This is a genomic window from Halomonas caseinilytica (assembly GCF_001662305.1).
GTDB classification, from domain to species: Bacteria; Pseudomonadota; Gammaproteobacteria; order Pseudomonadales; family Halomonadaceae; genus Halomonas; species Halomonas caseinilytica.
The window spans coordinates 20,106-40,349 of record NZ_BDEP01000017.1; the positions used below are offsets into that span (position 1 = coordinate 20,106).

Genomic DNA, 20,244 nt, shown 5'->3' on the forward strand with positions numbered 1-20,244 from the left:
ATTCAACTGAGCGGCAGTTGGCGCTCGGCGATCAACACGCCGTTGTTATCGGCGTAGAGCCATTGCCCGGGTGAGATGGTGACGCCACCGAAGGTCACCGGAATGTCCCGTTGTCCCTCGCCGCGCTTTTCGCTCTTGCGAGGGTGGGCGGCCAGGGCCTGGATGCCCAGCTCGGTCTCGGCCAGTTCATCGACATCCCGCACGCAGCCGTACATGATCACGCCGACCCAGCCGTTGCCCGCTGCCTTCTCGGCCAGCATGTCGCCGAGCATCGCGCAGCGCGTCGAGCCACCAGCATCGACCACCAGCACGGCGCCGTCGCCAGGCTCGTCGATCGCTTGCTTGACCAGCGAATTGTCCTCGAAGCATTTCACGGTGCGCACTGGGCCATGGAAGGCCTCCAGGCCTCCGAAGTTGACCAGCAATGGCTCGAGGATGTCGACGTCCGGGTACTCGTCGCAGATGTCGGGTGTGGCGATGGTCGTCATGGAGGGAGGCCTCTTCACGATGAATGAAGCCTTGATGATGCCATAGTCGGCGGCGAGGAAAATGCCTCCTTGGTGGAGCGGTATCGCTGTTACCGTGCGCATCCCTTGAGCAGATGTTGGCGACAGAACGGGAAAAGTACTTGAGCAGGGGCTCGAGCAGGTATTTGGGCAGATACCCGAAAAGCACATTCGCAAGCGCTTTTGCCCAGGCATAAAAAAGCGCCCCGCAGGGCGCTTCGGTCATCGGCTCCGGCCACGCCGCCGTGGCGGCGGGCCTTCGATGTTGCGAGCATCGGAGTCGAAAGAGGTGATCCGGATCAGGCTTCCTGAGCCACCGGGATCACGTTCGAGGCGGCGTTCTGAAACTCCTCGATCTCATGGAAGTTCATGTAACGATAGATCTCGCCGGCCATGGCGTCGAACTCGCTCATGTAGCGACGATATTCGTCGACGCTGGGCAGGCGACCTTCCACCGCTGCCACCGCCGCCAGTTCGGCGGAGGCCAGGAAGACGTCGGCGCCGTCGCCCAGGCGGTTGGGGAAGTTGCGCGTGGAGGTGGACACCACGGTGCTCTTGGCCGCCACACGAGCCTGGTTGCCCATGCACAGCGAGCAGCCGGGCATCTCCATGCGTGCGCCGGCGCGTCCATAGATGCCGTAATAGCCTTCCTCTGTCAACTGGTGCTGGTCCATCTTGGTCGGCGGTGCCAGCCACAGCTTGGTCTTCAGGCTACCGGCGGGCTGCTTTTCGAGCAGCTTGCCGGCGGCGCGGAAGTGGCCGATGTTGGTCATGCACGAGCCGATGAAGACCTCGTCGATGGAGCGGCCGGCCACGTCGGAAAGCAAGCGGGCGTCGTCGGGGTCGTTGGGTGCGCAGAGCACCGGCTGGTCGAGCTCGTCGAGATCGATCTCGATGACCTCGGCGTACTCGGCGTCCTTGTCGGCGCGCATCAGACTCGGATTCTCCAGCCATTCTTCCATGGCCAGAATGCGGCGCTCGATGGTGCGCTTGTCGCCGTAGCCGTTGGCGATCATCCACTTGAGCAGGGTGATGTTGGACTTCAGGTACTCGCTGACGCTGTCCTCGGAGAGCGTGATGGTGCAACCGGCGGCGCTACGTTCGGCGGAGGCATCGGAGAGCTCGAAGGCCTGCTCGACGGTAAGGTCCTCGAGACCCTCGATCTCCAGGATGCGGCCGGAGAAGGCGTTCTTCTTGCCGGACTTCTCGACGGTCAGCAGCCCCTTCTGGATGGCATAGTAGGGAATGGCGTGGACCAGGTCGCGCAGGGTGACGCCCGGTTGACGCTTGCCCTTGAAGCGCACCAGCACCGATTCCGGCATGTCCAGCGGCATCACGCCGGTAGCGGCGGCGAAGGCCACCAGGCCGGAGCCCGCCGGGAAGGAGATGCCCATCGGGAAGCGGGTGTGAGAGTCGCCGCCGGTGCCCACGGTGTCGGGCAGAAGCATGCGGTTCAGCCAGGAGTGGATGATACCGTCGCCGGGGCGCAGGGAGACGCCGCCACGATTCATGATGAAGTCGGGCAGGGTGTGGTGCGTCTCGACATCGACCGGCTTGGGATAGGCGCTGGTGTGGCAGAACGACTGCATCACCAGGTCGGCCTGGAAGCCCAGGCAGGCCAGATCCTTGAGCTCGTCGCGGGTCATCGGGCCGGTGGTGTCCTGAGAGCCGACGGTGGTCATCTTGGGCTCGCAGTACATGCCTGGGCGCACGCCCTCCATGCCGCAGGCCTTGCCGACCATCTTCTGGGCCAGGGTATAGCCGCTGTTACTGGCGGCCGGCTGTTCCGGCTTGCGGAAGACGTCGGACGGCTCGAGCCCGAGGGACTCGCGGGCCTTGGCCGTCAGGCCGCGACCGATGATCAGCGGGATGCGACCGCCGGCGCGCACCTCGTCGAGCAGCAACTGGGTCTTGAGCTCGAAGGTGGTCAGCACCTCGTCGGTGCCGTGGCGACAGACCTTGCCCTCATAGGGATAGACGTCGATGACATCACCCATCTCGAGCTTCTCGACGTCCATTTCGATGGGCAGGGCGCCGGAGTCTTCCATGGTGTTGAAGAAGATCGGGGCGATCTTGCCGCCGAAGCAGAAGCCGCCGGCGCGCTTGTTCGGCACGTTGGGGATGTCGTCGCCGAAGAACCACAGCACGGAGTTGGTGGCGGACTTGCGTGAGGAGCCGGTACCGACCACATCGCCCACGTAAGCGACCGGGTGCCCCTTGGCGCGGACTTCCTCGATCTGCTTGAGCGGGCCGGTGGTGCCGGGCACGACCGGCTCGATGCCATCGCGCTCGTTCTTGAGCATGGCATTGGCGTGCAGCGGAATGTCGGGGCGCGACCAGGCATCCGGCGCCGGGGAAAGGTCGTCGGTGTTGGTTTCACCGGGGACCTTGAAGACGGTCAGAGTGATCTTGTCTTCCAGTGCCGGCTTGGACAGGAACCACTCGGCCTCGGCCCAGGAGCGGATGATGTCCTTGGCCACCTCGTTGCCGGCCTTGGCGCGCTCTTCCACGTCATGGAAGGCATCGAACATCAGCAGGGTGTGCTTGAGCTGCTCGCCGACCTCGGCGGCCAGAGTCTCGTCGTCGAGCAGTTCGACCAGCGAGACGATGTTGTAGCCGCCCTGCATGGTGCCCAGCAGCTTGACCGCGTGAGTCTTGTCGACCAGCGGAGACTCGGCCTCGCCCTTGGCGATGGCGGTGAGGAAGGCCGCCTTGACGTAGGCCGCCTCGTCGACACCGGGAGGGATGCGGTTGGTCAGCAGGTCGAGGATGAACTCTTCCTCGCCGGCCGGCGGCGATTTCAGCAGTTCGACCAGGGCGGCTGTCTGCTCGGCATTCAGCGGCTTCGGCGGTACGCCGTCCTGGGCCCGCTCCTCGACATGTTGGCGATAGGCTTCAAGCACGTGGTGGCCCTCATTGGTTGTGGTGTCCGAGTCTCGACCCTGGCGTCGCATGGCGAGGCGGGGGAGGTCGGCACGTGAAACAACGCTGTCATCGGTGGCGCAATTCTAAAAGAAACTGTCGACAATGTTAAGAAGCCCCGTGGTGACGGGCTTTGAACTTTGGTCTTCGGCCGGGTGATGCGAGGTTTTCCGGGGTGCCAGAATGGCGGCGCCGCGTTACCATGTCGCCGAATCGACGGAGAGGGAGCCTTCGATGGCGGGACGCGTGATATCCCCCTGTGTGGGATTGTGCTCGACGACGGTGGGCGACCGGGTCTGCCGGGGTTGTCAGCGCATCGATGACGAGATCCGCGACTGGCCCGGTTTCGAGGCCGAGGAACGCCAGCGCCGGATGGATGCGCTGGATGCCCTGCGGGTGAGCGTCGCTGGTCGTCATCTGACCGTGGTGGATGCCGAGGCGCTCCAGGCGCAGCTCGAGCGCCACCGCATACGCTTCCGCCAGGATCAGCCGGCGCTGTCGCGGGCGGTGGAGTTGCTGAGGGTCGGGCGCGGGCGTATCCGCGACCTGTCGCGTTACGGCCTGAAGCCCCGTGAACCGCTGGATGCCGCGATGCTGCATGAGCGGATTGCCGGCGAGCTCTTGGCTGCCGCCGAGGCGCGGCGACGGTCCATCGATGCGGCCTCTCTCCCATAGTCCAGCCACCACCGGAATACCCATGTCTGCCACCGTCACACACGATCCCCGGCTGCCTGACGCCATTCTCGATTTTCTTGCCTGCCCCACGCCCGCCAGCTGGGTCGACTGGGCGCTGGAGAACCCCGAGACGCTGCTCATCGATCATGCCCAGTGCGAGAAGAAAGCGGCGTCCACGGCCATGAGCCTGCTGTATCGCTATGTCGATGATGCCGAGCTGCTGACCAAGATGGCCCGCCTGGCGCGGGAGGAACTTCTGCACTTCGAGCAGGTGGTCAAGCTGATGGAAGGACGCGGCATTGCCTATCGGCCCATCGGAGCTGCCCGCTATGCCGAGGGGTTGCGTCGCCATGTGCGTGGTGGTGAGCCGCATCGGCTGGTCGACGTGCTGATCGTCGGGGCCATCATCGAGGCACGCAGTTGCGAGCGATTCGCTCGATTGATCCCTTTCCTGGACGAGGAGCTTGCCAAGTTCTATCGCGGTCTGGTTAAGTCGGAAGGGCGTCACTATGAGGATTACCTGATGCTGGCGCAGAGGATCTCTCCGGAACCGCTCGAGGCGCGCATCGCCTTTTTCATCGAGCGCGAGGCCGAGTTGATCACCATGCCGGACACGGCATTTCGTTTTCACAGCGGTGTGCCGGCCTGAGGCCGTTGTCGCCGCCCAGCAGGACAGGTCCAACATGCGGGATGCTTCCGACGTCGCGACACATGACGAGCAGGATCACCTGGCCCTTTTCGGTCATTTCTCGCTGACCCTGGGCGACGATGCCTTGACCCACTTCAGCTATGACAAGGTCAAGGCGTTGCTGGTCTATCTGTTGCTGCACGACCAGCCCGTCAATCGGGCGACTCTGGCCGAGCTGCTCTGGCCCGACCAGGGGTTGTCGTCGGGGCGTACCAACCTGCGCCATGCCTTGCATTGTCTGCGCCAGTCGTTGGGCGAGAGTGCCGAACGCGTGCTGATCGTCTCGCGCCAGACCATCGCCTTTCGCCTGCCGGATACCTGGTGCTTCGATCTTCACGAATTACAGTCGCTGCTCGATGGGCCGGCCAATGTCGAGACCCTCGAAGAGGCGTTGACGCATTATCAGGGGGACCTCGTCGAGGAGCTGCAACTGGCCAGTTGCTCGGAATTCCAGCGTTGGCTGGTGCAGGTGCGCAACGAATGGCGCCAGCGGGTGATCCGCTTCGCCGAGGCCGTGCTGGAGCAGCATGATCCCTTGCCCGACGAGTTGCTGCAATCCCTGGTCAGCCGCTTCTCCGGCTATGGTCCCTTCCACGAGCGGCTCGTTCGTCAACTGGCCGAGCATGGGCACCTGGCCGCTGCCCACGAGCAATACAATGCCTATCTGCAGTTGCTGGCCCTGACCGGCCAGCAGCCCGATCCCAGTTTCCTGCAACTGGCTCGCTACTGGTCCGATGGCACGCCGGAGCCGGGTGCCGGCCCGAGTGGCGCCTTTTCACGTACCCTGGCCGCGGACAGCATGCCGTTGCGCGAGGAGGAGATCGAGCAGCGGCAATTGTCGGTCATGGCCATTCGGCTGCGGCTCGATGCGGATCTCTCATCCCGGAGCGAGGCGCGGGCCTGTCTGGCGCTGCAGATCGAGTTGATGCGCTGGCTCGAGCAGCAGTGCCACCACCTCGGCGGGTTCTGGCTGCCGGGTGCCACCGGCGGTCTGGGGCTGGCGTGTTTCGGCACTCACGGGCCGGCTCATCAACTGGCCGAGCTGGTGGCGCTGTATGAACATTGCCGTCGTGTGCTCCCCGAGGAATGCCGACGCCATTGGGAGGGCGAGAGCGAGCCGCCCAAGTTCGAATTCGCCGCTGGCTTGAACAGCGGTCGAGTCGTCTATCTGCCCGAACGCCACCTGGTGGATCCCTTGGGCCAGGTCACTCAGGGCTCGCTGGCCTTGATGGATGCCGCCGAGGGCAGCGAACTGGTCATTTCCCTGGAAGCCAGCCAGCACATGCCGCCGGCGCTCGATCTGCAGCCGCGCCTGTCGTCGCGGCTGGTGGCCAGCGATGGCCGCGTGCGGCTGCGAGCCTTGGTGCTGGGCACCAACGAAGGCGGCCGCGAGGCCCTGCCACCGAGCCTGGTCGGTCGAGAAGGGGCGCTGCGCACCCTGCGCGATGCGCTGGCCCGGGCGGGCATCGGGCTGCGCCAGAGCGTACTGGTGCGAGGCCCTTCGGGACTCGGCAAGTCGGCCCTGCTAGTCGGGTTTCGCCAACTCGAGCAGAGCCGCGAAGCCGCGATCTGCTGGCAACCCACCACGCGCCTGTCGGTGCAGGAGCCTTATGGCGTGGCCCGCCAGTTGCTGCGCTGGCATCTCGAGGGCGACATCGACGACGAGACGTTCGACGGCCAGCTCGGCGGGCTGGTGGACGAAGAGCTCAGCGATGATCATCGGCTTCTGCTCAAGGAGGCTCTCGGCGTCTGCGAGCCTCGCGAGCTGGCGGCGCTGGCCCAGAGCGGCGAGGCCGTGGAGCTGGTGGTGACCCTGTTGCACCGGCTGATCGCCGAGATGACCGCGTCTCGTACCCTGGTCCTGATGATCGATGACCTGCAATGGCTGGACGAGCCGTCCTTCAAGGTCCTGGCCGCACTCCAGGCGCGTCTGCCGATCAACTGTCCCTTCCTGCTGGTGGCCAGCCATCATGGTCGCGAAGCGCTGCCGGCGCGTCTGGACTGGGATCAGCAGATCACCCTCGGACGCCTCGATGCGATGCAATCCTCGCGCCTGCTGTCGCAGTTGGCGCGTCGTTATCGCCTGCATCTCAGTCCCCGGCTGCGCGGGCAGATCATCGAGCGGTGCGATGGCGTGCCGCTCTATCTCCAGGAGATCTGTCGCCGGGTCGACATGGATCGCCGTGAAGGGCGCAGCATACAGCTCGATGAGTTGCCCCGCGGGCTGCTCGGGCTGCTCGCCAGCCGTATCGACCAGCTGGATGCCGACCGTGAGGTGGCGCATGTGGCCGCCGTGTTGGGGCGACGCTTCCGTCTCGATTTCCTGGCCGAGTGCAGTGGCTGGGAAATGCCGCGCCTGATGTCGGCGCTGGAGCAGATGACCCGGCTGGAGATCATCGAGCCCGCCGAAGGGGAGACCGAGGGGCGCGAATACCAGTTCACTCACCAATTGCTGCAGGAAGCGGCCTACCTGTCATGCCCTCGCGACATTCGGGTCAACCTGCATCGACAGGTGGTGGCTTTGATCGAGGAGCATTTCCCGGTCTGGATCAGCCGGCACCCCGGGGATTTCGCCACACACCTGCGCCGTAGCGGCCAGTATGCCCGCGGTGCCCGCTACTTCGAGCTGGCGGCCCGAGAAGCGCTCAAGGTCAGCGCCAATCGCACGGCAATGAAGATGGCCGACTTCGGCCTGGCCAGCCTGCGTCACGTGGAGGACCAGGTGGAGCGTGAGATCAGCCTGCACACCGTCCGTGGCCAGGCCGCCTTTGCCCTGGAGGGGCATGGCTCGCCTTCCGCGCACGACAGCTTCGTTCGGGCCCGGGAGTTGCTGATCGGCATCGACGATTCACCCGAGGACATCGAGGACCTGGAACAGGCCTTCCTGGTCAAGTGGGGGCTCTGGGTCGGGTGCAGCCAGCGCAACGCGCATGCCGATGCCTTCATGCTCGCTTCGCGGCTGGCCGATCTGGCGGATCGGCTGGAAGACCCGCGTTATCGCCGCCTGGCCGACTTCGCCCGGGCTTGTTGCGAATACTGGGCCGGGCGTGTCCAGCAGGCCTACGAGCACCTCGAGGAGATCGACCCGCTCAACTCTCCCATGATGATCGAGTGGCTGCCGTTCTGCGACCATCCCCAGGTGGCCGCGGCCTGCTTCCAGGGCTGGGCGTTGTGCCTGAGAGGCGATTACCGTCGCGCCGAGCGCCAGGTGGAGTCGGCCATTCGACTGGCCGAACGCTTCAATCACCCCGGCAGCCTCGCCATGGCCTTGATGTATGCGGCGGCCCTGTACCGTCAGGTCGGTCATGTGCATCTGGCGGCCAGCCGCGCCGAGCGTGCCTACGAGATCACGGGCTCGTCGGACCTGCATCTCTGGCAGGTGGCCGCGCGAAGCGTGCTGGGATGGCAACGGGCCCTGGCCGGTGACCGCGAGGGGCTGACGATCATCGAGGGCGCCCTGGAAGAGCTGGCCGAGGTTACCGGGCGCGATCCTCACCAACGCCCTGCGCTATGGTTCGTGGATGCCTGCATATCGATGAACGAGCTGGCCCGGGCCGAGGAGTATCTCGACCAGTCGCTGATGATTGCCCGGGAACGAACGACCCTGTTCGTGCCGGAACTGGCGATTCAGTTGGCGCGGGTGCGCCAGCGACTCGGGCATCCTGCCGGTGAGGTGCGCACCTTGGCCGAGCTGGCGCTGACCCAGGCCCGGGACGACGGCAACCTGCACCAGGAGCTGTGTGCCCTCGAGCTCTGGCTGACCCTGGTCGACCCGGAGGACACGGGCGCTCGCGAGGATTTCCGACGGCTGCTCGGCGAGGTCAGCCACAGCGATGCCCCGGTGCTGGTGAGATGGCGGACCCTGCTGGACAAGCGGCTGACGCACCTGGCCGATGCTTGAGAGGGTATCGCCCCGGCTCGTGCGCGAGACCTTGGCTTTCTTGGATGCTTCAGGTGCTGCTGGCCGTCTCCAGAGAGGCGATCAATGTCAGCGCCTGCTCGCGATGGTCACCGCATAGTTCGCGGTCATAGTCGAAGCGTTCGCAGACCGCGGGGCGCGCGGGATCACCGAACAGCCGGCAGAGGTTGTCGTCGGTGAGTTGCACGCAACGTACCCCCGCCGGCTTGCCGTCGGGCATGCCGGGAATGGGGGAGCTGATCGAGGGAGCGATGCAGCAGGCGCCGCACCCCGGACGACACCCTTGTTTCGCCACGCCCGTCACGGTTTGGCCTCCGCAAAGGCCCCCTTGTCGATGCCCTCGAACGCCTGGACACGAGTGGCTTGGCCGGTCTCCCGGGTGATCTCTCCGGCCAGCCAGGCGGCGATGTGCTCCACGGTGGTGGAGGTCGGCATGACCACACAGCGCTCGCGCGGCAGGCTCATCGTGAAGTATCCCTGCGCGGCGCGATAGCTGGTGACCAGCCGGCCGAGCCAGGAGGCTTCCATGCCCTCGTCGACATCGGCCTCGTCCACCAGATAGCGAGCATCGAGGCGCGCCGCCCAGTCGGCTTCCAGCGCGGGGCAGCGCTGCCCGTTCTGCCAGACATGCAGGCGCGAGCGGTGGCCGTGGGCAATGCGCTGGCAGTTGCCGGCGTGTCGTTTCAGGCCGTGGCTGTAGCGATAACCGGCCCCTTCGATGGGCTCGTCGCTGAGCGTGAGGCGTATGGCCTCGACACGCTCGGGAGGCTGACGCATCAGTCCCTGATCAAGGTGTTCGGCCAGCCGCTGCGGGGTGACGGCCGGCCAGGGCAGCAGGCTGAAAGCCTGGCGCGGGCCGCGCACTTCCAGGGCGTAGGGGGTCTCGGTACGGACACGTAGCCCCTCGTAGCATTCCTGGACGTTCACTCCCGGAGCTTCGGTGGGCACCAGCAGGGTGTGGTCGACGCCACGGTCGAGGCGCGACTTGATCCAGGGCTTGACCTCGCCGAAGTCGAACAGCATGCCGTCAGCGCCGAGTTCGCCGTCGAGCTCGGCGTCGACACGCCAGCTGGCGCCGATCAGTCCGTGCTCCGGGCACCACAGCGACGCATCCAGGTGGGTCAGGCGGTTGACGAAAAGCGTCATCAGTCGATCCCCGCGATCTTGTGGGCCTGAATCGACAGGCGCCAGCGTGGATGGGCCAGGCAGTAGGCCACGGTGGCGGCCATGGTATCGCGTGCCTCGCCGAGCGGCGAGGTATCCATGGGCTGCAGGAAGAAGTGGCGGAAATCCAGCTCGGTGAACCGCTCCGGTGGCGCGTCGGGCTGGGGATGCACCAGCTTGAGCTCGTCACCTCGGGTCTGGACCAGCGGCGTATCGCCCTTGGGGCTGACACACAGCCAGTCAATGCCAGCCGGGGCGGCCAGCGTGCCGTTGGTTTCCACGGCGATGTCGAATTCCCGTTCGTGCATTGCCTCGATCAGCGCCTCATCGAGCTGCAGCAGGGGCTCGCCTCCGGTGAAGATGACCTGCGGGCGCGCGCCATCCGATGTGCCCTGCCAGAGGGCGACGAGGTGGTCGGCGAGCGCCTGGGCATCGGCGAAACGCCCACCGTTCTGGCCGTCGGTGCCCCGGAAGTCGGTGTCGCAGAATCGGCAGGCGGCAGCGGTGCGGTCGGCCTCGCGGCCGGACCACAGATTGCAGCCGGAGAAGCGGCAGAAGACGCTGGCGCGACCGGCCTGTCCGCCTTCGCCCTGGAGCGAGTAGAAGGCTTCCTTGACGCTATACATCGTGCTCCCCCTCGGAAGGTGCGTCGGCGACGGGTTCGGGACGGTATGAATAGCCGAGAGGGTCGTCGATGCCGTTGGTGGCGAAGGCCGCCAGGCGCTCCCGACAGCTGCCACAGCGACCGCAGGCGAGAGATTCGCCCAGGTAGCAGGTCCAGGTGTCGGCGTAGTCCAGGCCCATGGCGAGCCCGTCGGCCAGGATCTCGGCCTTGGTGCGGCGCAGATAGGGCGTGTGGATCTCGACCGGCTCGAAATTGGCGATGCCGGCGACGGCGTTCATGGCCTCGACGAACTCGGGACGACAGTCCGGGTACAGTACGTGGTCGCCACCGTGAGCGCCGTAGTCGACGCGGCCGGCACCGATGTTCACGGCCTTGGCGATGGCCATCGACAGCAGCATCATGTTGCGATTGGGCACGACGGTGTCGGCGAGGTTGTCGGCGTCATAGTCGCCATCGGGCATGCGGCGATCGGCATCGGTGAGCGCCGAGTTGTCGATCAGGCCATGAATGGCGCGGATATCGACCACCTGATGGGGCACCGCCAGCTCGCGGCAGACGCGCCTGGCCACCTCGAGTTCGCGAGCATGGCGCTGGCCATAGTCGAAGGAGAGGGCATGCACGTCGCGGCCTTCGCGCAGGGCCCGATGCAGTACCGTGAAGGAATCCATGCCACCGGAGTAGATCACCACGGTGGCCGAAGAAGCGGAAGCTTGGGACATGGTTGGCCTGTATGTCGGAGAATTTGATGGCCGGGATCCGGTCCGGCGCGGCAACCTTACCGAAAGTGGCGCTTTCTGGCCAGATCATCGCCCAGTTGCTAGAATGCTGCGCCCTCATTTCAGCGCCGCCATGGACTTCTGGCGGTGCCATCGTCCTGACAACGGTGACTCCATGAAAGCCCCAGAACTGCTGTCGCCCGCCGGCACCTTCAAGAACATGCGCTACGCCTTCGCCTATGGAGCGGATGCCGTCTACGCTGGTCAGCCGCGCTATTCGCTGCGCGTGCGCAACAACGACTTCAAGATCGACAACCTGCACAAGGGCATCGCCTATGCCCACGAGCGGGGCAAGCAGTTCTATGTCGCCTCGAACATCGCGCCGCACAACAGCAAGCTGAAGACCTACCTGCGTGACATGGAGCCGGTGATCGAGGCCGGCCCCGACGCGCTGATCATGTCCGATCCCGGACTTATCATGATGATCCGCGAGCGCTGGCCCGAGCAGGAGATTCACCTCTCGGTGCAGTCCAACGTGGTCAACCACGCGGCGGCGAAGTTCTGGCAGCGCCAGGGCATCAGCCGGATCATCCTGTCCCGCGAACTGTCACTGGAGGAGATCGCCGAGATACGCGCCGAGTGTCCGGATCTCGAGATCGAGACCTTCGTGCATGGCGCCCTGTGCATCGCCTATTCGGGCCGTTGCCTGCTGTCGGGGTATTTCAATCACCGCGACCCCAACCAGGGGACCTGCACCAATGCCTGCCGCTGGAAGTACAATACCGTGGCGGCATCCGAGGACGAGACCGGCGACCTGGTTCCGGCCAACTCGGCCCGGGCCCACGATGCCAGTGGTATCTGGACCCCGGAGCAGGGCGCCGGGCTGATCGCCAGCGGTGGCGGCAGCGCCGAGAGCACGGCCACGGCGGGCGGCGTGGAAGGCCAGGACGAGCTTTCGGCGCTGATCGAGGATCGCAGCCGCCCGGGCGAGTTGATGCCGGTGCACGAGGATGAGCACGGCACCTACATCATGAATTCCAAGGATCTGCGAGCGGTGCAGCATGTGCCGCGCCTCGCCGAAATGGGCGTGACCTCGCTGAAGATCGAGGGGCGTACCAAGTCGCATTACTATGTGGCGCGCACCGCTCAGGTCTATCGCCGGGCCATCGACGATGCCGTGGCCGGCCGTCCTTTCGACATGCGCCTGATGGACGAACTCGACAACCTGGCCAACCGTGGCTATACGGAAGGTTTCTATCGTCGCCACGTCCATGACGAGTATCAGAACTATGAACGTGGCCACTCGATCGGTGTCCACCAGCAGTTCGTCGGCGAGATACGGGATTACGACCCCGAGCGGGGCGTGCTCGAGATCGACGTCAAGAACCGCTTCGAAGTCGGTGATGGCGTGGAGCTGATGTTGCCCGGCGGCAACCGGCGGTTCACGCTGTCGCATATCGAGAACCGTCGTGGTGAATCGGTGAGCGCCGCGCCAGGGTCGGGGCATGTGGTGCGCATTCCGGTGCCGGGTGAGGCGATTCCCGAAGAACGCATCGCCTACGCGCTGCTGATGCGGGACCTGCCCTGAAAGGGCCGGCACGATACGGCGTCGCAACACGGGAAAACAGCATGTCCACCATCGAACATAGCGCCATTCTCGAAGCGCCTCCTGAACGGGTCTTCGCCCTGCTCGAGCGGGTCGAGGACTTCGTCGACTATTCCGACCTCATCAAGGCCATCGAGCCGCTGGGGGAAGATCGCTATCGGTGGCACGTCAAGGCGGTGGGCATGGACTGGACCTTCGATGTGGTGATCACCGAGTCGGTGGCTCCGGAGGTGCTGGCCTGGGAGTCGGTGGATGGCGTGAGCAATCGCGGCCGCTACCACCTGACGCCGGTGCCCGAGGGGACCGAAGTCTCGCTGAGTCTCGAATACGAGATCAGGAATCGCCTGGTCGAGAAGGCCGTGCGTCGCGCGGCCAGCCCGCTGGTGAGCCGGGTGAGCCAGCAGATACTCGATCGGGTCGCTGCCCGTTTGGGAAGCACTGCGTAAGTGAATGCAGGGGGTAACTAGCTCTTCTTGCGCAGTGAGGCATCCAGGTGATCCACCACCTCGGCCCAGTCGGCGTCTGCCTCCAGCGCTTCGCGCAGCAGCTCGGCCTGGCCCTCGTTCCAGCAGGGGGCATCGGGCAGGGCCATGTCGTCAGGCAAGGGGCCGTTGCGTTCGATGAAACGCTTGATGGCGTCCGGATCGGAGGCGAGGCCGAGCTGTGCGAACAGCTCGCTGAAGGGATGATCGGGGGCTTCCATGGCGGGCTCCTCTGTCCTGATACGATCGACTCTGATGTCACTCTAGACGTAGTCGGGTGAGTGCGCCCGGCTCAATCGTCGAGGGCCGGTGTGGAGCGTTCGCCGACCAGGGGCGTGAGGAAGCGTCGGCGGCGTTCGTCGTCATCCAGTGGCTGGGCCAGCAGGTGGACCAGCTTGGTGACGGTGGCCTCCGGGGTCATATCGTCGCCCGACAGCACGCCGGCGTCGACCAGTCCTCGGCCGGCGGCGTAGGCGCCGATGCTGATGCCGCCATGGGGGCACTGGCTGATGGCGGCCAGCAACTTGCCTTCTCCGCTGGCTCGCGCGAGCACCCCCAGGATGGCCGGGTCCTCCGGCAGATTGCCGCCTCCCCAGACCTCGAGCAGAGCGCCCCGGACACGATCATCCAGCAACCAGGTCTCGAGCTGCCAGGCCGCGATACCGGGCCAGAGAACCAGGCGTGGTACGCCACCCTCGGCCAGGCCGGTGACATCGGGCAGTTCGAAGCGTGGCGCGCCGCGCTGATGTCGCTCCAGGCCGCGGCCAGGGAAGATCACGGCGTCATTGCCGACGAACTCGCCGAGCAGAGGGTAATTGGGGCTGATGAAGGCATCGGTGTGTCGAGTCTGCCACTTGCGACTGCGCACGCCGCGCAGAAGGCGTCCGGCAAAGCACAGGGCGACCTCCTGGAGACGCGCATCGGTGGCAAAGCGCATGGCCGCTTCGATGTTGGTCAGCGCATCGCTGCCCGAATGCTCGAGCGGTGCCATGGCGCCGGTCAGGATCACCGGACGGTCGATGCCCTGAAGCTGGTAGGCCAGGCTCGAGGCCGTCCAGGCCAGGGTGTCGGTGCCGTGCAGGATCACCACGCCATCGTGGGCCTGATAGTGGTCGGCGACGAGTGTCGCCAGGTCGCGCCAGTCGGCGGGCGTGGCAGCACTGGAGTCGATGGGGCGGGAGGTTTCCCGCATCTGGAAGTCGGGCAGTGCCGCGCGCCGTTCTGGTGACAGGGTGGCCAGGGCACGCCGCAATCGGTCCTCGAAATCGCGACCAGGGACCAGCCCCTGGGGGCTGTCCACCATGCCGAGGGTGCCGCCGGTGTAGATCACCAGCAGAGAGGCGCGAGAGGATGACATGCGGGCTCCTTTCTGATTGAACGCGGCTCGGTGTGCGATCAGCGGTAGTCGCGAATGAGCAGTCGGCCTTCGTCATCGGTCTCCAGGCGGCGATTGCGCCCGGCGAGCAAGGCGAAGACGACGGCCACCATGACGATGCTCAGAAGCACCAGGTTGATGGCAAGCAGACCAAGATCGAATTCCAGCATCATGCCCACGGCCAGCGGCCCCAGGGCCGCCAGGGTGTAGCCGCCGCCCTGGGCAAGACCGGAAAGCTTGCCGGCCAGGCGCGAGTCGGCAGTACGCAGTACGATCAGCGTCAGCGCCAGGCTGAAGCTGCCGCCCTGACCGAGGCCCAGCAGGGCGATGCCAACCCAACGCCATGGCTCGGGGCCGATCAGCAGCAGGGTGAGGCCGGAAGCCACCATCAGCAACAGCAGCAGCAGGGCCGGTCGCTGGTCGCGACCCAGGCGAGCCAGCCAGGGGGCGACTAGCGCCGAGATCAGCTGCACCATCACCGAGGCCGCCATCATCCAGCCGGCTTCGGCGTCATCATAGCCCCGCTCGATCAGCAGAGTGGGCAACCAGCCGAAGACGATATAGGCCAGCGAGGACTGCGAACCCATCAGTATCATGACCTGCCAGGCCAAGGGTTGACACAGCAGGGCTCGGGTATTGCCGGTGGGCGCTGGGCGGACCGCGGGACTTCCCGGCTGCGGCATCAGTACCAGCCAGGCGATCAGCGCGGCCAGGGCGAGCCCGGCCCAGGCCACCAGGGCAAATGGCCAGCCTCCGAAGGCATCGGCCATCGGAATGCTCAGGCCAGCGCCCAGGGCGCCGCCGAGACACAGGGCCATGGTGTAGACGCCGGTCATCAGGTCGGCGCCCCGGGGTAGTTCACGCTTGACCAGGGCCGGCAGCAGGCTACCGGCCACGCCGATGCCTGCGCCGACCAGCAGGGTTCCGGCGAACAGCCAGGCCGGCGTGGCCAGGCCACGCAGTCCCAGCCCCAGGGCCAGGACCAGCAGGGCAAGTGACAGGGTGCGTTCCGGGCCGAGACGACGCGATAGCCAGGGCGCGAGAGGGGCGAACAGGCCAAGGCAGAGCACGGGGAGGGTGGTCAAGGCGCCGATGCCGGCCACGGTCAGGTCGGTCTGGGCTTCGACGCGTGGCAGCAGGGGAGCCAGGGACGAGAGGGCCGGTCTCAAATTGAGGCCGACCAGAATCATCAGAAAGAAGAAGGCTGCGGGATGCAGCCGTCTCTCGGATGCGGTGCTGGCGTGGAGGCTCGACATAGGCTTACTTGAGGTGTGGACGCAGGTCACCCCGGGCGCTGTCGAGCAGCGTGATGAACTGGGTGTCGCCGCTACTGTCGACACGGTCGACCCTGGCCATGCTGGCCATTCCCTTGTCGACCTTCAATTGCTCGAAGATTTCCAGGGTCAGCTTCTCGGCGGGGAGATCGCCGGGGTTCAGCAGGCCATCTTCCAGGGTGAAGGTGGGCAACAGGGTGGCGCGTACCCGAGTCATGCCACCTTCGGCCAACACTCGGCGGACGAACAGCCAGCCTTCGCAGGTCAGGGCCTGGCCCTCGCGCTCGCGCAGGAAAAGGGTCCGGTAGCAGGCTCCTTCGCTGGCCGCCTTTTCGGCCATGCTGCGGTAGGCTTCGGTCATGCGCGTTGCTGAGACCCGTGCCTTTTCCAGCTCCCGCAGGGCGGCATTGTGCTCGCGCTCCAGCTTGGCCTGGCGCTGGAAGGTGAGCCAGCGGTGGTAATCGCGGATCAGCTCTTGAGTGTCCATGGCGTTCCTTGCAAATCCAGAATGGGATGAGGGCTATGGCGGATCACCGTCGCACAAGTCGCGGCGCTCCGCCACACTGGATGGCTATGCCTGCTGGCGCTTCTGTCCGCCGCGGCGCCGACGCTTCCTCCCGGCGGGGGCATCACGCTTGGCGGAGTCGTTGGCACCGGCGTTGCCGCCGCGCGCGCCGCGACCACGCCCGCCACGGCCATTCTCGATCGGCTCCGGCTTGGCATTGGGGTCCGGCTCGAAGCCCGGCTCGATGTGCTTGACCAGGTCGCGCTTGATCAGCCGCTCGATGTTCTTCAGCAGGCCGTGTTCGTCGACGCAGACCAGCGATACGGCCTGGCCTTCGTTGCCGGCGCGACCGGTGCGGCCGATGCGGTGGACATAGTCCTCGGCGACGTTGGGCAGCTCGAAGTTGACCACATGGGGCAGCTCGTCGATATCGAGGCCGCGGGCGGCGATGTCGGTGGCCACCAGAACCTGCAGGTCGCCGGACTTGAAGGCCGACAATGCCTTGGTGCGCGCCGACTGGCTCTTGTTGCCGTGGATGGCCATGGCCGGAATGTCGCGCTTGCCGAGATGCTCGGCCAGCCGGTTGGCGCCATGCTTGGTACGGGTGAAGACCAGCACCTGGAACCAGCGCTGGGACTGGATCAAATGCGCCAGCAGGTCGCGTTTCTTCTCGCGATCGACCCGGTAGACGGCCTGCTCGACAGTTTCGGCGGTCGTGTTGCGACGTGCCACCTCGATCAGGGTCGGCCGGTCGAGCAACTGGTTGGCCAGCGTCTGGATCTCGTTGGAGAAGGTCGCCGAGAACAGCAGGTTCTGGCGCTTGGCCGGCAGTAGCTTCAGCACCTTGCGGATATCGTGGATGAAGCCCATGTCGAGCATGCGATCGGCTTCGTCCAGTACCAGGGTCTCGACGCCGGAAAGGTCGACGTGGCCCTGCTGATGAAGGTCGAGCAGGCGGCCGGGCGTGGCCACCAGGATATCCAGTCCCGGGCGGATGGCATCCACCTGGGGCTGTTGGCCGACGCCACCGAAGATCACATGAGAGGTCAGGGACAGATGCTGGCCATAGTCCCGTACGCTTTCACCGACCTGGGCGGCGAGTTCGCGCGTGGGGGTCAGCACGAGGGCGCGCACACCACGCTTGGCGGGGCGCTTGCCATCCGCCAGCCGCTGTAGCATCGGCAGGGTGAAACCGGCGGTCTTGCCGGTGCCGGTCTGGGCGCTGGCCAGCAGATCACCGCCTTCGAGCACGGCAGGAATGGCCTTGCGCTGGATCGGGGTCGGCTCGGTATAACCCTGAGCTTCGATGGCGCTCAGGAGTTCGGCCCGCAGGCCTAGGTCGGAAAAACTCATGCAGTCTCCGCAGCAACGTCTCGATCCGTGCCGGCCGCCGCTGGCGGCCAGCCAGTCCCGGATCGGGACGTGGGAATAGGTCAGACGCGGCAGGAGGGACCAGCGATGCCGCGAGTGGCGCCATTATGCCATAGTCGTACGGTCAGCGCAGCCGTTTGATCGCCGAGGCCAGCCGGTCGGCGAGGCGGTCCAGATCCTGCCCCAGCGCCTGGACCAGCGCCGGATAACCATCGGTCTCGAGCGGTGTGGTCAGGCTGAAGGGCGTCAGGGACAGCAGTTCGCCGTCGGCATTGCGCAGTTGCCAGCGCCCTTCGGCCACGGCCATGCCGTCATGCCGGCCCTGGAAGCGGTCCACCTCGAGCCGCAGGGCCAAGGGGGTATCGCTCCGGGTGGTGTCGCCGTCGAGCATGACCCGTGTGCCGGGCAGGCGAGCGGCCAGGCGATCGCGCAGGCCACGCTCGAGCTGGCGACCCAGTGGCTCGGCCCACTGATGCCCCTGGGCCTGCTGGATGGTGATGTCGTCGAGTTGGAAGACGATGCCCTCCACATCGAGGTAGCGGGCCAGCCGAATGGGGCGTATCACCAGCAGCCGGTCGGCCGAGACATCGGGAGTGGCGTCCGCTATCGGCGCGTCGGGCAGGGTGTAGTGGGTCGGCGGTGTGCCGCCGGTGGCACAGCCGCTCAGCCAGAGGGCCGCCAGGGAGGCGGCGAGCAAGGCGGTGAGTCCTCTCGAAGGCATCATGGCTGACTCCTTGTGTCGGGGGCGCGGGGCATCGGGTCCTCGGTGTCGATGCTGTCGAACAGCAGGGCCCTGGGGTCTTCGCTGATCTTGCGGGCCGCGGGTTGCAGGTCGCGCATCAGGCGCTCGACCTGGTCCAGGGTGTCGGTCAGCTCGCGATAGGCCGGCGAGTCGGCGGAGAGCCCTTCCAGCGTCGTCTGCAGTTCTTGCAGTGTCGCGTTGAGGTTGCCCGGCAGTTCTCGGGTGCCGGGGTCGTCGAGCAGGGACTGCATGCTGGTGGTCAGGTCGCGAACTTCCTCGAGCATGGCTTGCGATGTCGTCAGGTTGTTTTCCAGGCCGGTCAAAACCGGCGCGACCTCGAGTGCATTGAGCTTGTCGAGCAGGGCCGTGACCTGGGATTGGATCTGCGCCAGTCCCGAGGACGTGGTGGGGAAGACGGTGCGTTCGACGAAGGTTTCCGGTTCATACTCGCCGGCACGTTGATCATCGAAGGTCAGGTCAACGAACAAGGCGCCCGTCAGCAGGCTGCCGTTCTTGAGGGAAGCGCGCAGGCCGAGGTCAAACAGACGATCGAAGCGCTCGCGCCATTCGTCGAGGTCCAGGTCCTGATCGTCGATGCCCAGGCGTTGCGGCTCGATACGGATCAGCACCGGAATGGCCAGGCGGTCACGATTGTCCGGCTGCGGTGCGGTGAAGTTCCAGGGGACGCTGGTGACCGTACCGATACGCACGCCGCGGAATTCCACCGGCGCGCCCTTCGAGAGGCCGCGGATGGTGTCCTCGATCAGCAGCACGTACTCGAGGTAGCGGTCGAAGGTGCCCTGGCGAGCGCTTTCCTCGTCGGCGAAAAGCTTGAAGGTAGTGTCGGGTTCCACGGTCTCGCCCCGCGGGAGATCCTCGGGCACCCCGAAAGTGACGCCGCCACCCAGCAGCGCTTCGATGGATTCGACCTGGACGCGGACGCCCTGGGAGTCGAGCCGAAGGTCGATGCCGCTGCTGCTCCAGAAGCGGGTGTTGGACGTGATCAGGCGGTGATAGGGGCTCTCGATGAAGATGCGGTGGTGCATCTGTCGCGTCTCGACGTCGAAGTCGGCCTGTTCGACGCGGCCCACGGTGAAGCCCTGGAAGGTGATGGGGTCGCCGACACTGAGGGCGTTGCCGACTTGACTGACCAGGTTGATGCGCAATCCCTCGGCGCCGGGCGGGGCCACCGGCGGTTGATCCCTGACCTCGAAGGTACGTGCTTCCTCGTGGCTCTGTCCGGGTTCGAGCTGCAGGTAAGCGCCGGACAACACGGTGTTGAGACCGCTGATGCCTTCGCGACCGATTCGGGGCTTGACCACCCAGAAATTGCTGTCCTCGACCAGCATGGAGGTGGCCTGGGTCTTCATGCGGGCCTTGATGACGACGTTCGACTGATCCTCCGAGAGAGAGACGGATTCGACCTGGCCGACTTCGACATTGCGCGTCTTGATGAGGGTCTTGCCGGCCTCGATGCCATCGGCACTGTCCATGGTGAGGGTGATCACGGGGCCGCGGCTGGCATAGTTGTCGTATACCAGCCAGGCGCCGATCAGCAGCGCCACGATGGGGACGATCCATATCGGCGACAGCCTGGCCTGCCGTGTGGCGCGGGCACGGTGTTCGTCGTCCCGTTCAGTGTCGCGGGAAGTATCGTTCATGAAGCGCTTCCTT

At 65.8% G+C, this 20,244-nt stretch carries 18 protein-coding genes; 5 read left to right on the forward strand and 13 right to left on the reverse strand.

Annotation, left to right across the window (positions count from 1 at the left end):
• Positions 1–2 precede the first annotated feature (2 nt).
• Both rraA and acnB read right to left on the reverse strand, forming a co-directional pair.
• The gene (gene rraA, locus A9O65_RS11890; RefSeq protein ID WP_064698320.1) at positions 3–488 is read right to left on the reverse strand and encodes a ribonuclease E activity regulator RraA; all 486 of its coding nucleotides are present in this window, start codon (positions 486–488) and stop codon (positions 3–5) included.
• 317 nt (positions 489–805) lie between these two features.
• On the reverse strand, positions 806–3,409 hold the full coding sequence (acnB, locus tag A9O65_RS11895) for a bifunctional aconitate hydratase 2/2-methylisocitrate dehydratase (RefSeq protein ID WP_064698321.1): 2,604 nt from the start codon (positions 3,407–3,409) through the stop codon (positions 806–808).
• Between the two features lie 253 nt (positions 3,410–3,662).
• On the opposite strand from acnB, the gene A9O65_RS11900 reads away from it, so the two are divergent.
• The 3 genes from A9O65_RS11900 to A9O65_RS11910 are packed head-to-tail and all read left to right on the forward strand — an operon-like array spanning position 3,663 to position 8,692.
• On the forward strand, positions 3,663–4,103 hold the full coding sequence (locus A9O65_RS11900) for a DUF1289 domain-containing protein (RefSeq protein WP_064702214.1): 441 nt from the start codon (positions 3,663–3,665) through the stop codon (positions 4,101–4,103).
• A gap of 22 nt (positions 4,104–4,125) precedes the next feature.
• A complete protein-coding gene (locus A9O65_RS11905) occupies positions 4,126–4,752 on the forward strand; it encodes a MiaE family protein (RefSeq protein ID WP_064698323.1) in 627 nt (208 codons plus the stop codon).
• Between the two features lie 34 nt (positions 4,753–4,786).
• A complete protein-coding gene (locus A9O65_RS11910; RefSeq protein WP_064702215.1) occupies positions 4,787–8,692 on the forward strand; it encodes an ATP-binding protein in 3,906 nt (1,301 codons plus the stop codon).
• 49 nt (positions 8,693–8,741) lie between these two features.
• Here the strand turns inward: A9O65_RS11910 and A9O65_RS11915 are convergent, their stop codons facing one another.
• The 4 genes from A9O65_RS11915 to queC are packed head-to-tail and all read right to left on the reverse strand — an operon-like array spanning position 8,742 to position 11,218.
• Positions 8,742–9,014 (reverse strand): YkgJ family cysteine cluster protein, encoded by a 273-nt coding sequence (locus tag A9O65_RS11915; protein ID WP_073292047.1) that lies wholly within the window; start codon positions 9,012–9,014, stop codon positions 8,742–8,744.
• Positions 9,011–9,856 carry a 6-carboxytetrahydropterin synthase gene (locus A9O65_RS11920; RefSeq protein ID WP_064698325.1) on the reverse strand — a complete coding sequence of 282 codons (846 nt, stop codon included), beginning with the start codon at positions 9,854–9,856 and terminating at the stop codon, positions 9,011–9,013. Before A9O65_RS11920 ends, A9O65_RS11915 begins: the two co-directional genes overlap by 4 nt.
• Positions 9,856–10,500 carry a 7-carboxy-7-deazaguanine synthase gene (gene queE, locus A9O65_RS11925; protein WP_064702216.1) on the reverse strand — a complete coding sequence of 215 codons (645 nt, stop codon included), beginning with the start codon at positions 10,498–10,500 and terminating at the stop codon, positions 9,856–9,858. Before queE ends, A9O65_RS11920 begins: the two co-directional genes overlap by 1 nt.
• Positions 10,493–11,218 carry a 7-cyano-7-deazaguanine synthase QueC gene (queC, locus tag A9O65_RS11930; protein ID WP_064702217.1) on the reverse strand — a complete coding sequence of 242 codons (726 nt, stop codon included), beginning with the start codon at positions 11,216–11,218 and terminating at the stop codon, positions 10,493–10,495. The genes queE and queC overlap by 8 nt, the downstream gene beginning before the upstream one ends.
• A gap of 172 nt (positions 11,219–11,390) precedes the next feature.
• Between queC and trhP the strand changes: the two genes are divergently transcribed.
• Positions 11,391–12,803, forward strand: a complete 1,413-nt coding sequence (gene trhP, locus A9O65_RS11935; protein WP_064698632.1) for a prephenate-dependent tRNA uridine(34) hydroxylase TrhP — start codon at positions 11,391–11,393, stop codon at positions 12,801–12,803.
• A 41-nt stretch (positions 12,804–12,844) separates the two neighbouring features.
• Positions 12,845–13,267: an SRPBCC family protein gene (locus tag A9O65_RS11940; RefSeq protein WP_064698328.1), complete on the forward strand. Its 423-nt coding sequence runs from the start codon at positions 12,845–12,847 to the stop codon at positions 13,265–13,267.
• A 17-nt stretch (positions 13,268–13,284) separates the two neighbouring features.
• Here the strand turns inward: A9O65_RS11940 and A9O65_RS11945 are convergent, their stop codons facing one another.
• The 7 genes from A9O65_RS11945 to pqiB form a co-directional block, all read right to left on the reverse strand.
• Complete coding sequence (locus tag A9O65_RS11945; protein WP_064698329.1) at positions 13,285–13,524, reverse strand: DUF2789 domain-containing protein; 240 nt, start codon at positions 13,522–13,524, stop codon at positions 13,285–13,287.
• Between the two features lie 71 nt (positions 13,525–13,595).
• Positions 13,596–14,660: an asparaginase gene (locus A9O65_RS11950; RefSeq protein WP_064698330.1), complete on the reverse strand. Its 1,065-nt coding sequence runs from the start codon at positions 14,658–14,660 to the stop codon at positions 13,596–13,598.
• Between the two features lie 38 nt (positions 14,661–14,698).
• A complete protein-coding gene (locus tag A9O65_RS11955; RefSeq protein ID WP_064702355.1) occupies positions 14,699–15,868 on the reverse strand; it encodes an MFS transporter in 1,170 nt (389 codons plus the stop codon).
• Between the two features lie 70 nt (positions 15,869–15,938).
• Positions 15,939–16,439 carry a hypothetical protein gene (locus tag A9O65_RS11960; protein ID WP_064698331.1) on the reverse strand — a complete coding sequence of 167 codons (501 nt, stop codon included), beginning with the start codon at positions 16,437–16,439 and terminating at the stop codon, positions 15,939–15,941.
• Between the two features lie 84 nt (positions 16,440–16,523).
• Positions 16,524–17,810: a DEAD/DEAH box helicase gene (locus A9O65_RS11965; RefSeq protein WP_064698332.1), complete on the reverse strand. Its 1,287-nt coding sequence runs from the start codon at positions 17,808–17,810 to the stop codon at positions 16,524–16,526.
• 142 nt (positions 17,811–17,952) lie between these two features.
• A complete protein-coding gene (locus A9O65_RS11970) occupies positions 17,953–18,552 on the reverse strand; it encodes a PqiC family protein (protein ID WP_254783088.1) in 600 nt (199 codons plus the stop codon).
• Positions 18,549–20,231: an intermembrane transport protein PqiB gene (gene pqiB, locus A9O65_RS11975; protein ID WP_064698333.1), complete on the reverse strand. Its 1,683-nt coding sequence runs from the start codon at positions 20,229–20,231 to the stop codon at positions 18,549–18,551. The genes A9O65_RS11970 and pqiB overlap by 4 nt, the downstream gene beginning before the upstream one ends.
• Between the last annotated feature and the right edge of the window lie 13 nt (positions 20,232–20,244).